Consider the following 13,214-nt stretch of genomic DNA (forward strand, 5'->3'; position numbering starts at 1 on the left):
CTAGCGTACAACTGGTTTCATTATGCAACCAGAAGGATTTGAACCCATGCAGCCCCTACATCGATTGCCGTCCGCCGTCGTCTTGTTGTTCTCCGTGGCCTGCGCCCTGGCGGTGGGCAATGTCTACTACGCCCAACCCTTGCTCGACGCCATGGCCCGGGAATTTGCCATCGACCCGGGCCTGGTCGGCCTGGTGGTGACCCTGACCCAGGTCGGCTATGGCCTGGGCCTGTTGCTGCTGGTGCCGCTGGGCGATCGTCTCAACCGGCGGCGGCTGATTGTCGGCCAGTCACTGCTGTCGGCCCTGGCCTTGCTGCTGATCGCCTGGGCGCCGAGTACCCCCTGGCTGTTGCTCGGCATGGGCCTGACCGGCCTGCTGGCGGTGGTCACCCAGGTGCTGGTGGCCTATGCCGCCACCCTGTCGGCGGCCAGCGAACGCGGCCAGGTGGTGGGGGTGATCACCAGCGGTATCGTGATCGGCATCCTCCTGGCCCGCACCTTGTCCGGGGCCATGGCCGACCTGGCCGGCTGGCGCTCGATCTACTGGCTGTCGGCGGCCCTGACGCTGGTGATTGCCGCCCTGCTCTGGCGCGTGCTGCCGCGCCAGGAGCCGGCGCAGGCTGCGGGCAGTTACCGCGAACTGATGCGCTCACTGGCGCTGCTGTTGCGCGATGAGCCGCTGCTGCGCCGACGCTCGGTGCTGGCCCTGCTCAGCTTCGCCTCGGCGATGGTGCTGTGGACGCCGCTGGTGCTGCCCCTGAGCGCCCCGCCGCTGTCGTTGTCGACCGGCGAAGTCGGCCTGTTCGGCCTGGCAGGAGCGGCGGGCGCGCTGGCTGCGGCACGGGCCGGAGCGCTGGTGGATCGCGGCCTGGGCCAGTGGGTCAGTGGCGGCTCGTTGCTGCTGATGCTGGCGTCCTGGGCGGCCATTGCCCTGACCGGCTATTCATTGTGGGCGTTGCTGCTCGGCGTCGTGGTCTTCGACCTTGGCCTGCAGGCCGTGCACGTGGCCAGCCAGAGCCTGATCTACCGCCTGCCGGAGGCCACCCACAGCCGCCTGACCGCCGCCTACATGCTGTTCTACTCGGTGGGCAGTGCCTTCGGCGCGCTGACCTCGACCCTGGCCTACGCCTGGGGCGGCTGGCTGCTGGTGTGCGCCTACGGCGCCCTGCTCAACGCCCTGGCCCTGGGTTACTGGTGGCTGACCGAAGGCGCGCGGGCTCAGAACTGCACGTCGAGTATCACGTTGTCCAGGTAAGTACCGGCTGGCGGGGTGGTCTGGTCGGTGTAGACCTTGGCGTTGTAGTTGAAGACCTGACTGCCGGTACCGGTGCCCGCACCGGGATTGATATCGGCGTCGCTGCTGGCCCGGCGGGCAGAGGTGACGCTTCCCCAGCGCACGCTGCCGGCGCTCTTGAAGATGTCATAGGCCAGGTAGTTGTTGGCCGCCGACTTCATTCGCCGCCGCCCGGCGGACACATTCTGGCCATCGTCCAGGCCCACAGTGTAGTTGCTGCCCTTGGTGCAGGAGACGTTGACGTTGCTGTTGACCGTGCTGAAACCGCCGACCACCGGCGCGCTGCCGAAGCTGATGTTGGGGCTGGTGATCTGGCAGTCGTTGGTGACCGTCAGGCTCACGGTCAGGCTGGTGGTGCCAGTGAGGTTCTGCCGGCCCAGGCAGATACTGCCCACGCCGATGCCCCAGCAGTAGCTGATGTTCCAGTACACCGACAGGGTTTCCTGGTAGAGGCCGGCGGCGACGTTGCTGCCGGTCAGGCTCTTGAGGTAGATCGGCACCGCCTTGGGCGTGGTGCCATTGAGCAGGCCGAGGGCATCGATGATGCCGTTGCGGGCAAAGTCGTAGGGCTGGCTACGGTTGATGGCGAAGTTGGTGGTGTTGTTGGCGTACAGGGTGTAGGCGATCACATCGCCGGTGGGCCCGAGCATGCCGGTACTGCCCGCAGGCGGGGTGAAGGTGGCATAGAAGTGATCGTCGCTGGCCAGCAGGCTCGCCAGGGATCCTGTGCATTGCAGTCCGGCGTTGAGGGTCGACGCCGACTGCACCGTGGTGCGCACCAGGGTCGAACTGACGCTGCCGAAGCTGGCCGGCGCGGTATCGATCACCGTGCACAGGGCCTGCACCTGCGGGCTGGCGAGCAATGCCAAGAGCGTCAGCAGGCGCTTCATTGGCACACCAGCGGGCCGATCAGCGGCACCTGGTCCTGTTCGGGCGCCAGCGTGAAGTGCACCCGGCAACTGCCGCCATTGGCGATCTGCACCTGCAGGCTGTTGTCCGCAGCCAGGCCCTCGAGGTACACCAGCCCGTCCCAGCCGACCACCGCCAGCGCCCCGCTCTGCTCGTGGCGCACCTGGCTGCCCAGCGCCAGTTCCTTATTGTTGCCATCGACCAGGACGATGCTCGCGGCCACCACCCGCTGCAGCGGGAACTCCAGCAGGTAGCCGCTGCCGCGACGCACCGCCACCCGTTGCTCGACCTGCGGGCTCTGCACGTTGGCCGGCAGCTCCATGGGGTCGATCTCGTATTTGGCCCGGTAATAGGCGCTGCTCCAGGGCACCAGCAGGTGGCCGTTCTGGTCGGTGCGGCCGACCAGCTGGTTTTCGTAACGCACCGGCACCTCGGCAAAGCCTTCGGTGCTGACCACCACGAAGGCATCGTCGATGCGGTTGGCGGCGAACACCCCGGCGTCCATCCACACCAGCGAGCCGCTGGCATCGGCCCAGCGGGTCATGCTGTCGCTGCTGCCGTAGGCGCCGGCCTGCAGTTGCACCGATTGCAGGCGCCAGGTGACATCGGCCTGGCGATAGGCTTCGCGGTCGCCATCGGCGTAACCGAGGTTGAAGCCGACCCCGCCTTCGCTGGGCACCGCTCGGCTGTAGTTGACCCGTTGCTGGTTCTCGCCTTCCTTGTTGCGCTCGACGCTGAAGCTCAGGGTGCCGCGCAGGTCGAACGGGATCACCAGTTGTGCCTGCACCGCCCACTGGCTGTCACCGATTTCGCGGTTGGCCGACAGGTACAGGCTGCTGTTGCGCCACAGCGGCTTGCTCCAGCTGAGGTTGAGCAAGCGGGTGCGCGAGTTGTCACCGGCGCGTACATCGAAATAACCGGCACCGAGGCTGCCGTAGCGCTCGAGGTTGAGGCTCATGGTCACCTGCTCGCTGCGCTGGCTCAGGCGCGTGTAGGGGCTGTCGACCAGCGACAGGTCGGCGTAGTCGCCACGCCGTTGCAGGCGCTGGTAATTGAAGCCCAGGCGCTGGCTGTTGTACTGGTAGCCGAAGCTCAGTTGCTGGCCGCTGCGGCTGTCGAAGCTGCTCTGGCTCAAGGCCGCGTTGACCACGCCCCAGTTGCCCACCTGCCAGTTGCCGCCCAACCCGCCGAGGGCCAGGGACTCGGCCGCTTCAGCATGGCTTTCGAGGGTGAAGCTGTCGCTCAGGCCGTAGCGCAGGCTGGCCGCGGCAACCCCCGGGCCATAGGCAAAGTCGCGAATCGCGTAATCCCGGCGCAGGCTACCGGCAGCGACCGAGAAATCCGCCAGGCCCTTCTGCAACAGGCTGCTGGTGACATAGAACGGCAAGGTGGTCGACACCTGGCGGCCCAGGGCATCGGTGGTCACCACCACTGCCTCGCCGGCGCCATTGATGAACGGCACGTTGGTCAGGGTGTAGGGGCCCGGCTGCAGCTCGGCGCTGGAACTCTTGTAGCCGTTGATGAACAGGTCCACCGAGGACGGCACCGCCGCTTCCCCGGCAAAGGCCGGCAATGGGTAGGTGACCAGGTCCGGGCGCACGGCAAAGTCGCGCGACAGTTGCAGGCCACCGAGGCGCACCGAACTGGTCCAGGGCAAGGCGCCGCTGAGCACGTCGCCGAACTCCAGGGTCAGCAGGCGCGCTTCGTCGGTGTAGCGCCAGGTGCTGTCGTAGCGGCGAAAGCCTTCCTGGCTGCCGGCGTAATCGTTGCCGCCGAGGGACTGGCGCCACTGGCCGGTGGTCGACAGCGTGCCCCAGCTGTCGAACAGGCGCAGCTCGTTCCAGGCCGCGAGATAACGGCCGCCGTCGTCGGTGTCGTTGAGGTACAGGTCATAGTTGAGCAGTGCCCCGAAGCTGCTGCGGGCTTCGCTGGCCGGGTACAGCTGGCGGCTGCCGATGCGCTGGTTCGGCAGCCAGTTGGCCGGCACCTGCACGACCAGGCGCTGGCCCTGGCTGTCATAGTCGCTGTGCAGGCCGGGAATGCTGTCCAGGGCCACTTCGGCGCCGTATTCGCCGGGCAGTTCGATACCGGCGGCCTGCAGGTCGGCGCTGGCCATGTACAGGCGCCCGGCGCGCTGCTGCACCGCTACCAGCTCAGGGCTGCTCATCTGGTTGACCACCAGTTCCAGGAACAACGGCGCATCGGCAACCGCCTCGAGGCTGGCCGGGGGCGGCGGCAGTTCGCCGGCCAGCAGCGCACCACAGCCCAGCACGGTCAGGCCGCAGGCCTGCAGCGCCGAAGAAATGCTCACACACAGTATCCGACCATTACCGGGTCCTCCCTGGCCCCTGTTGTCTTGCCGCTAGCTGCAGGTCATTGGCCCTGACTGAGGGTTTGCGCCGGCTCCTGGCCATTGACCCGGCCCTTGAGCACCGAGGCGGCGCTCAAGGGCTGCGGCGCTGGCCAGCGCATGACCGCGCCGGGCAATACGTAGCCGAGCAGTCCCTCCACCAGTGGCCGGCTCTGGCCGCCCTGCTGCAGCACCATGTCGGTCAGGCGCGCGTGCACCGGCCCGGTATTGCGGATTTCCACATACGGCTTGCCCTGCACCGACACCTGGCGCCAGCTCAGCGCCGGCTTGCCCACCGCGCTGTCGCCGCGCTGGCCGCTGGCATCCGGCTTGCCCCAGAGGCCTTCGCCGTAGACGAACAACGGCACCGAGTAGCGCATCTGGAAACGGATCGCCGCCTGCGGCTTTTCGGCACTGGCCGCTGCCGGCAAGGCCGGGGGGATTTCATCGATGATGATGCGGTAGGCCTGCTCCTGGCCGACCGGCGAGCTGCCGGTGCGGGTCAGGCGAATCAGCTGCTTTTGCCCCGGGGCGATGTTGGCCACCGGCGGGCTGCCGATGATCTCGCGCTGGGCCTGGTACTGGTCGTCGAATTCGCCCTGGCGCCAGGCGAACACCCGAACCTGCAGGTTGGCCGGGGCGTCGCCGCGGTTTTCCAGCCATAGCGCACCGGCTTTCTGATTGGCCTCCAGCACCGGGTCAATCGGCCAGATCAGTACCGAGGTGGCGGCCTGCAACGGTGCACTGCAGAGCAGGACCACCGCGCCAGCCAAGAGGTTGTAGCTCCAGCGCGAACTGCCAGCGCCTACTTCCATGCACACACTCCTTATTGTCGAAATCTTCTGGCGGCGCGGCTCAAAAGGTCAGCACCACCTGCACCACATCGGTATAGCTGCCGGCCGGCAGGCTGCCGGTCAGCTGGGCCCGGGCGTAGACCGGCAGCTTGATCGCCGTCGGGTCGCTGTAGCTCACTGCCACGCTCTGGTTGATGCCCAGGCTCTGGCTGAAGCCGGCGTCGCGAAACAATTGATAGGCCACCAGCGAAGTGCCGCTGCTGCGTTTGAGGTTGCGCGTGCCGCTGGCGCTGTTCAGTCCTGCATCCACGCTCATGCTCAGGCTCACTCCCGGCGTGCATTGCAGGGTTACCGTGGTGCCGCCCAGGGCGGTGGTCACACTGCTGGTCGACAGCGCCGAATAGCTGCCGAAGTCCAGGTTGCCGTAGTTGCTCACCCCGCCCACCACCAGGCAGCCGGCCACCACCGTGGCGCTGACCTGGAAGGTGCTGGTGGTGACCGCCGCCACCGGCAACGGCGCACTGCCAGCGACCAGGGCCAGCAGCGCAGGCAAGGCGCGGGTCACGGCTCAGAAACTCAGCTCGACCGCTACGGTGTCGGTATACACCCCGGCCGGCAGGCCCGCCTTGCCCTTGGCCAGGCCGTAGAGGTTGACCGTCTGCGCCACGCCGGTGCTGGTCGGCAAGGTGATCGTGCCGTCGATGGCCAGCACCTGGGTGTGCCCTGAATCGGTGTAGAAGTCATAGGGCACGTAGTTGGCCACACCATCGTAAAGTGCCCGGGTGCCGCCGGACGACTGGCTGTCGTGAGCGCCGGCGCGCACCTTGATCTCCGGCACCGTGCCGCTGGAGCAGAGGATGCTCATGGCCCCGCCGCCACCGCCCAGCACCTGCCCGGGGGCATCAGTGAAGAGCGCCTCCTGGGTGCCGAAATTCAGCGTACCGAAATTCAGGCCGCTGGCCCCGCCGCCACCGTTGACCTGGCAACTGGCGATCAGCGTCAGGGTGGCAGTGATATTGCCGGTTACCGTGGCCGCCTGGGCCTGAGCCGCGAGCGCCAGGCCCAGGCCTGCGAAAATGAAGCGTGAGAGGTTTGGGTGCATGTGTCACTCCTTGCGTGCTACCAATCCAGGGTCACCATCAGGGTGTCGCGGTAGATGCCAGCGGGCAGCGCCTTGGGATGGGCGACCACCGCGCCGTAGATCGGAATCGGAATCTGCGCGGCGCTGCTGACCGAAAAATTGCGGGTCTGGCCGATGGCATAAAGGGCCCGGCCCGAGGAATCGGCGGACAGCTCATAGGGGATCAGTTCGCGGCCGTTGCTCAAGCGTCGGGTGGCGCCGTCACCGTTGGCACCGCCGTTGATGCTCACGGTAAAGGCACGCACCGCCGGGTTGCAGCGCACCTGCAGGCTGCCGTCACCGGTGGCTTCTTCAATGCCTGAGCGCAGCGGGTTGGTCCAGCTCGGGCCCTGGCGGCCAAAGTCCAGCACGCCGCCGTCCGGGGTTTCGAGGGTGCCGGGCCCGCCGCTGATCTGGCAGGCACTGCTGATCACCAGCTGCGCCTGGATATGCCCGCTCATGACCGCGAAGGCATCGGGGCTGAGCAACAGCAGTGGGCCAACACTCAACAGCAATACCCGTTTCATACCGCCAGTTCCTTTAGCAGGCGCCGCCCCGGTTACCAGGTGACGGTGACTTTGAGCAGATCCGAATATCGCCCCACCGCCGGTACTTCGGCCAGACGGTCGATGCGCGCGTACAACGGCAGCGCCACCGAGCCGCTATCCGGCACCCGGGCATGCTGCACGACATTGACCGGCAAGGGCTGACGCCAGGCCGGGTCCTGATACAAACGGTAGGGAATGGGTTTTGTCGCAGGCTGGCCGCTGGCCAGGTAACGCACCTCGCCGATGCCACCGTGCTGGCCGCCATCGACCTGCACCTGATAAGCGGTGTCGGGGTTGCATTCCAGGCGCGGCGGGCGCAAAGCGATCAGTTGGCTGCTCAGCGGGCCGGCCGGGTCGTCCAGCCGTGCGGTGCGGCCGAAGTCGAGCACGCCCAGGGCCTGGGCGCCGGCATCGCGGGGCTGGTGGATAAGTACGCAGCCGCGCTGCACTTCCACTTTGACTTCAACCATGAAATCGGCGGCGCCTGCCGTGGTGGCCATGAACAGACCGAGCAGCGTCGTCAAAGAGCGTCCCTTCACCTTGTCATCCTTCAACGCAGGAGTGGTCTGACCTTGAGGGTAGCAGCGAAGGAAGAACCTGCCAGTTCACAGAGAAATGTATAAGCCCCGTACAAGATTCCCCTGTAGGAGCGGGCTTGCCCCGCGATAAAAATCGCCAGTTATCCCCTTTCGAGATCACTGGCCGCCCTCAATCATATTGGTTAAATTAGCCGCCCTCGCTCAAGCTGGCCCTTGAGTCCCGATAGCCCGAGGAACCCGGTTTGCCTATCTTGCCCCCTTCCTGGATACGTACGCCCCTGCGTGCCCTGCGCCATCGTTTGAGTCGGCCGGTGGCTGATGAAAGCGGCCTGGCGGCGACCGTCCGTCAGCACTTTCGCGCCAAGGCCGCTGCCCGCGGTTACACCCTGAGCGCGGGGCAACTGCGGGTGATCGAGCATATGGCTACCCAGGCGGCGCAGCTTGAAAGTGGCCAGGCCTGTAGCCTGTACCTGTATGGCGCGGTCGGGCGCGGCAAGAGCTGGCTGCTTGACGGCTTCTTCCAGGCCTTGCCCCAGGCCGACAAACGCCGCCTGCACTTTCATGACTTTTTCGCCCGCCTGCACCAGGGCATGTTTGATCATCGCCAGCAGGACGACGCCCTGGCCTGCACCCTGGATGAGCTGCTCGACGACTGCCAGGTGCTGTGTTTCGACGAGTTCCACGTGCATGACATCGGCGACGCCATGCTCATCGCCCGGCTGTTCCAGGCCTTGTTCAAGCGGCGGATTTTTCTCCTGGTAACCTCCAACTACGCGCCGCAAGGCTTGCTGCCCAACCCGCTGTATCACCAGCGTTTCGAGCCGGTGATCCGCCTGATCAACAGCCAGATGCAGGTGCTGGAAGTCGGCGGCGAGCAAGACTTTCGCAGCCTGCCCAGTGCGGCTGGCCAGCAGCGCTTTACCCAGGGGCACTACCTGTGGCCGGGCAGCCGCGAACAGCGCCAGGCCTTGCAGTTGCCTGAGCCGGGTGACGCGCCGGTTTTATTGGAGGTTGGCAAGCGCACGCTGCGCGCACGCCTGAGCGAGCAACGCACGGTGGGCTTTGATTTTGTCGAATTGTGCGAGCAGCCGACGGCGGTGATCGACTACCTGGAACTGGCCCGGCGTTTTGATCACTGGATCATCGACTGCTTGCCGAACCTTGAAGACTGCTCGATTGCCGCCCAGCAGCGCTTCATCAACCTGGTGGACGTGCTGTATGACCAGGACAAGCACCTGGTGCTGATCGGCAGCCTGCCGCTGACCGCCAGCCTGGGCGGCAGCGCCAGCGACCTGGCCCGCACCCGCAGCCGCCTGGGGCAGTTGCGCCAGGCTGGCTGCTGAGACCTGAACTACGAGCGCTGCGCGCTCGATCGCCGGCAATGCCGGCTCCCACAGGATTGGCAGTGTTCTCAAGGTTGGTGCAAGACCTGTGGGAGCTGGCTTGCCAGCGATGAGGCCACCGGGTTACTACCTGCTTACCCAACCCGCGCCAGGCTCGCCAACACCGCCTCGATCTCCACCAACACCGCCGGATCATCCAGGGTCGAAGGCGGTGTATACGGCTGCTGGTCGGCAATCTTGCGCAGCACCGCGCGCAGGATCTTGCCCGAACGGGTCTTGGGCAGGCGCTTGACCACCCGCACCTGGTTGAAACACGCCAAAGCACCAATCTGCTCGCGCACGCTGGCCACCAGCTCGCTCTGCAACTGCGCCTGCGCAATATCCTGGCCGTCCTTGAGCACCACCAGTGCCAGCGGCACCTGGCCCTTGATCTCATCGTGCACGCCGATCACCGCGCATTCGGCCACCGCCGGGTGACGGGCGACCAGGTCTTCCATTTCACCAGTGGACAGACGATGGCCGGAGACGTTGATGACGTCATCGGTGCGCCCCATGATGTAGACGAAACCGTCCTCATCCAGATAACCGCCGTCACCGGTGTGGTAGTAGCCCGGGTAAGTCTTCAGGTAGGCATCCAGGTAACGCTGGTGGTCGCCCCACAAGGTCTGGCTGCACCCCGGCGGCAGCGGCAAGGCAATCACGATCGAACCTTGCTGGTTGGCGCCCAGCAAGTGCCCATCATCGTCCAGCACCCGCACGTGATAACCCGGCACCGCACGATTGCTCGAACCCGGCCGCGCCGCACTGCCGTCAAGGCCCACGCAGGGCGCAGTCACCGGCCAGCCGGTTTCGGTCTGCCACCAGTGGTCGTGCACGGTCTTGCCGCTGGTTGTCTCCAGCCATTGATGGGTGCTGGAATCGAGTTTTTCGCCGGCCAGAAACAGTTGGCGCAGGGAGCTCAGGTCGTAGCGGCGCAGCAGTTCGCCGTCAGGGTCTTCCTTGCGGATCGCACGCATGGCGGTGGGCGCGCAGAACAGGCCGTTGACCCGGTACTGCTCGACCACCCGCCAGTAGGCACCGGCGTCGGGCGTGCGGATCGGCTTGCCTTCGTAGAACACCGTGGTGCAGCCGTTCATCAGCGGCCCGTAGACGATCAACGAATGGCCCACCACCCAGCCAACGTCGGAGATCCCCCACCACACATCCCCCGCCTGCATGCCATAGATGTGGCGCATGGCAAAGCTCAGGGCCACGGCGTTGCCGCCGTTTTCCCGGACAATCCCCTTGGGTTTGCCGGTGGTGCCGGAGGTGTACATGATGTACAGCGGGTCGGCGGCGGCCAGCTCCACCGGCGCCACCGGGCTGGCCGTGGCCACGGCTTCGAGCCAGTCCAGGTCGCGGCCTTCGACCAGCGCCGCCCGGGCTTGCGGACGTTGCAGCACCAGCACCTGGCGCGGCTGGTGCTTGGCCAGTTGCAAGGCACGATCCACCAGCGGTTTGTACTCGATGACCCGGTCGAACTCCAGCCCGCACGAGGCGGTCAGCAGCAGCGTGGGCCGGGCATCGTCGATGCGCAGGGCCAGTTCGTTGGCGGCAAAGCCACCAAACACCACCGAATGCACCGCACCGATGCGCGCACAGGCGAGCATGGCCATGGCCGCCTGCGGCACCATGGGCATGTAGATGATCACCCCGTCGCCCTTCTTGACCCCAAGCTCGCGCAGCAAGCCGGCCAGGCGCGCCACCTCGTCGCGCAGCTGGTTGTAGCTGAACTGCTGCTGGCTGCCGGTCACCGGCGAGTCGTAGATCAGCGCAGTCTGCTCGCCACGGCCTTGCTCGATCTGATGATCAAGGGCCAGGTAGCAGCTGTTGAGCCGGCCGTCGGCAAACCACTGGTGGGTGCCGTCGGCGTTTTCAGCAAGGGTTTGCAGGGGCTTGCGGTACCAGGCCAGGTGGTCAGCCTGTTCGGCCCAGAAGGCGGCAGGATCGGCGATGGAGCGGGCGTAGCTGTGCTGGTATGTCATCGAATGTAAAACCCTGAACTTGTTGTTATTAATAAAGGGCGAGCTTCGAGTATGGACCGCGGCGGCCAGTCTGCCATGGGACTTAAGTCGCATCTTGCCGGTATGATGGGCGCCGTTTATTTTCGAGCCTGCCGCGATCCCCATGCATACCCTTGAAGACCTCAAAGCCGGCCGTCTGGCAGGTATTTCCCGCCTCGACCTGGCCTGCGGGCTGGAACAGTTCCCGGAGGAAATCTTCGACCTGGCCGACAGTCTGGAAGTGCTCAACCTTACCGGTAACCGCCTGAGCGACTTGCCCGCTGACCTGGGCCGCCTGCGCAAGCTCAAGGTGTTGTTCTGTTCGCAGAACCGCTTTCGCCATTTGCCCGAAGGCATCGGCCAATGCCCGAAGCTTGAGATGGTCGGCTTCAAGAGCAACCAGATCGAACAGGTCAGCGGCGCCGCACTGCCACTGCGGTTGCGGGCCCTGGTGCTTACCGACAACCGCATCGAAACCTTGCCCGAGGCTCTGGGCAACTGCCCGGACCTGCAAAAGCTGATGCTGGCCGGCAACCGCCTGCGCGAACTGCCGGCGAATCTCGCGCGCTGCACAAAGCTTGAACTGCTGCGGCTATCGGCCAACCAGTTGCCCGCCCTGCCCGAGTGGCTGCTGCAGATGCCACGCCTGGCCTGGCTGGCCTATGCCGGCAATCCCATGCCTGCGGGTTACTGCACCCCGCAGGACCCGGGCCATTGCCAGGTCATCGACTGGCAGCAGATCTCCCTCGAACAGGTGTTGGGCCAGGGCGCGTCCGGGGTCATTCACCAGGCCCGCTGGCAGCAGCAGAGCGCGCCAGTGGCGGTCAAACTGTACAAGGGCGAGATCACCAGCGACGGCTTGCCGCTCAACGAGATGAGCGCCTGCATTGCTGCGGGCGATCACCCGCAACTGGTACGCCTGGCCGGACGCATCGACAACCACCCGCAGCAACTACCGGCGCTGGTGATGCAGTTGATCGAGCCGAGCTGGTTCAACCTCGCCGGGCCGCCGAGCCTGGATTCCTGCACACGGGATACATACCCGCCACGACGCCTGAGCCTGGCCAGCGTGCGGCGCCTGGCCAGCGCCATTGCTGCAGTGGGCGCGCACCTGCACGGGCACGGCATTACCCATGGCGACCTGTATGCGCACAATGTGCTGTGTGATGAGGCGGGCGACTGCTTGCTGGGGGATTTTGGCGCGGCGTCGTTTCACCCGCTGGATGGCAGTGTGGCGGCTGAAGCGTTGCAGCGGATCGAGGTATTGGCGTTCGGGGTGTTGCTGGGGGAGTTGCTGGCGTGTTGCGAGGGGGATTGCGAGGGATTGAGGGCGGTGCAGCGGGGTTGTGTGCAGGCTGAGGTGATGCGTCGGCCAAGCTTCGACGAGGTCTGTCAGCAGCTTCGCGGTGTCTGAATCGCTGGCAAGCCAGCTCCCACACACTGTGGGAGCGGGCTTGCCCCGCGATGAGGCCCTTACGGTTTACATCAACCCGCCAGACCTACATACACGTTCTGCACGTCGTCGTTATCGTCGATCGCCTGCAGGAAGGCTTCAACCTCTTCCATCTGCTCATCGCTCAGGGTGCTGACCGGGTTTTTCGGGGTGTAGCCGATTTTCGCCGAGACCACGGTGAACCCCTGACCCGGCAGGGCTTTCTGCACGGCGTCGAGGTCGGTGGTGTCAGTGATGAACAGGGTCGCGCCCTCTTCTTCGCCTTCGGCAAAATCCTGGGCACCGGCTTCGATGGCGGCCATTTCCGGGTCAGCGTCAGGGCTGTTCGGCGTGGCTTCGATCAGGCCGACGTGGTTGAAGTCCCAGGCTACCGAGCCCGAAGCGCCCAGCTGGCCCTTGCGGAACAGGACGCGGATCTGCGCCACGGTGCGGTTGACGTTGTCGGTCAGGCACTCGACGATCAGCGGCACCTGATGCGGGGCAAAGCCTTCATAGGTCACGGCGGTGTACTGCACCGCATCGCCATCCAGGCCTGCGCCCTTGCGGATCGCCCGTTCCAGGGTCTCGCGGGTCATCGAGGCCTTTTTGGCTTGCTCGATGGCCAGGCGCAGGCGCGGGTTCATGTCCGGGTCGGCGCCGGACTTGGCCGCGATCTGGATCTCCTTGGACAGCTTGCCCATGATCTTGCCTTTGGCGTTGGCTGCTACTTCTCTATGCTTGGCTTTCCACTGTGCGCCCATCTCGACTCTCTTGTTTCAGGTGCCGGTTCAGGTAGCGACCGGCCAAAGTGGCAAGCAGTTTATACGCTCCGCAAGCCATCGA

At 65.7% G+C, this 13,214-nt stretch carries 12 protein-coding genes; 3 read left to right on the forward strand and 9 right to left on the reverse strand.

The genetic code is table 11. From position 1 onward, the window contains the following. The first annotated feature begins 46 nt into the window (after positions 1-46). Positions 47-1,255, forward strand: coding sequence for an MFS transporter (locus ABM562_RS13725; RefSeq protein ID WP_233674264.1), 1,209 nt, complete (start codon positions 47-49; stop codon positions 1,253-1,255). On the opposite strand, the gene ABM562_RS13730 is transcribed toward ABM562_RS13725, so the two are convergent. From ABM562_RS13730 to ABM562_RS13760, 7 genes are all read right to left on the reverse strand, one after another. Continuing rightward, positions 1,219-2,184, reverse strand: a complete 966-nt coding sequence (locus tag ABM562_RS13730; RefSeq protein WP_115087212.1) for a Csu type fimbrial protein — start codon at positions 2,182-2,184, stop codon at positions 1,219-1,221. The genes ABM562_RS13725 and ABM562_RS13730 overlap by 37 nt on opposite strands. Further along, complete coding sequence (locus ABM562_RS13735; protein ID WP_460422375.1) at positions 2,181-4,508, reverse strand: fimbria/pilus outer membrane usher protein; 2,328 nt, start codon at positions 4,506-4,508, stop codon at positions 2,181-2,183. Before ABM562_RS13735 ends, ABM562_RS13730 begins: the two co-directional genes overlap by 4 nt. Positions 4,509-4,576: 68 nt before the next feature. Next, positions 4,577-5,368, reverse strand: a complete 792-nt coding sequence (locus tag ABM562_RS13740; protein WP_258579146.1) for a fimbrial biogenesis chaperone — start codon at positions 5,366-5,368, stop codon at positions 4,577-4,579. A 40-nt stretch (positions 5,369-5,408) separates the two neighbouring features. Beyond that, positions 5,409-5,912: a Csu type fimbrial protein gene (locus ABM562_RS13745; protein ID WP_115087215.1), complete on the reverse strand. Its 504-nt coding sequence runs from the start codon at positions 5,910-5,912 to the stop codon at positions 5,409-5,411. Between the two features lie 3 nt (positions 5,913-5,915). After that, entirely contained in the window at positions 5,916-6,449 is a 534-nt protein-coding gene (locus ABM562_RS13750) for a Csu type fimbrial protein (RefSeq protein ID WP_115087216.1), read from the reverse strand. Between the two features lie 17 nt (positions 6,450-6,466). Continuing rightward, entirely contained in the window at positions 6,467-6,994 is a 528-nt protein-coding gene (locus ABM562_RS13755; RefSeq protein WP_115087217.1) for a Csu type fimbrial protein, read from the reverse strand. 32 nt (positions 6,995-7,026) lie between these two features. Then, positions 7,027-7,515 carry a Csu type fimbrial protein gene (locus tag ABM562_RS13760; protein WP_115087655.1) on the reverse strand — a complete coding sequence of 163 codons (489 nt, stop codon included), beginning with the start codon at positions 7,513-7,515 and terminating at the stop codon, positions 7,027-7,029. A gap of 281 nt (positions 7,516-7,796) precedes the next feature. Between ABM562_RS13760 and zapE the strand changes: the two genes are divergently transcribed. After that, positions 7,797-8,897: a cell division protein ZapE gene (gene zapE, locus ABM562_RS13765; protein WP_460422334.1), complete on the forward strand. Its 1,101-nt coding sequence runs from the start codon at positions 7,797-7,799 to the stop codon at positions 8,895-8,897. Between the two features lie 134 nt (positions 8,898-9,031). On the opposite strand, the gene ABM562_RS13770 is transcribed toward zapE, so the two are convergent. After that, on the reverse strand, positions 9,032-10,921 hold the full coding sequence (locus tag ABM562_RS13770) for a propionyl-CoA synthetase (protein WP_134063163.1): 1,890 nt from the start codon (positions 10,919-10,921) through the stop codon (positions 9,032-9,034). A gap of 142 nt (positions 10,922-11,063) precedes the next feature. On the opposite strand from ABM562_RS13770, the gene ABM562_RS13775 reads away from it, so the two are divergent. Further along, entirely contained in the window at positions 11,064-12,353 is a 1,290-nt protein-coding gene (locus ABM562_RS13775; protein ID WP_460422336.1) for a leucine-rich repeat-containing protein kinase family protein, read from the forward strand. A gap of 71 nt (positions 12,354-12,424) precedes the next feature. Here ABM562_RS13775 and ABM562_RS13780 read toward each other — a convergent pair whose 3' ends face one another. Beyond that, positions 12,425-13,132, reverse strand: coding sequence for a YebC/PmpR family DNA-binding transcriptional regulator (locus ABM562_RS13780; protein WP_115087221.1), 708 nt, complete (start codon positions 13,130-13,132; stop codon positions 12,425-12,427). Positions 13,133-13,214: the final 82 nt, after the last annotated feature.

Source organism: Pseudomonas sp. ZL2, assembly GCF_054788455.1.

Excerpts from the sequence above, each read along its gene's own strand:
- ABM562_RS13725 (WP_233674264.1), top strand. The coding sequence starts at position 47 with ATGCAGCCCCTACATCGATTGCCGTCCGCCGTCGTCTTGTTGTTCTCC.
- ABM562_RS13730 (WP_115087212.1), bottom strand. The coding sequence starts at position 2,184 with ATGAAGCGCCTGCTGACGCTCTTGGCATTGCTCGCCAGCCCGCAGGTG.
- ABM562_RS13740 (WP_258579146.1), bottom strand. The coding sequence starts at position 5,368 with ATGGAAGTAGGCGCTGGCAGTTCGCGCTGGAGCTACAACCTCTTGGCT.
- ABM562_RS13750 (WP_115087216.1), bottom strand. The coding sequence starts at position 6,449 with ATGCACCCAAACCTCTCACGCTTCATTTTCGCAGGCCTGGGCCTGGCG.
- ABM562_RS13755 (WP_115087217.1), bottom strand. The coding sequence starts at position 6,994 with ATGAAACGGGTATTGCTGTTGAGTGTTGGCCCACTGCTGTTGCTCAGC.
- ABM562_RS13760 (WP_115087655.1), bottom strand. The coding sequence starts at position 7,515 with ATGGCCACCACGGCAGGCGCCGCCGATTTCATGGTTGAAGTCAAAGTG.
- ABM562_RS13770 (WP_134063163.1), bottom strand. The coding sequence starts at position 10,921 with ATGACATACCAGCACAGCTACGCCCGCTCCATCGCCGATCCTGCCGCC.
- ABM562_RS13775 (WP_460422336.1), top strand. The coding sequence starts at position 11,064 with ATGCATACCCTTGAAGACCTCAAAGCCGGCCGTCTGGCAGGTATTTCC.
- ABM562_RS13780 (WP_115087221.1), bottom strand. The coding sequence starts at position 13,132 with ATGGGCGCACAGTGGAAAGCCAAGCATAGAGAAGTAGCAGCCAACGCC.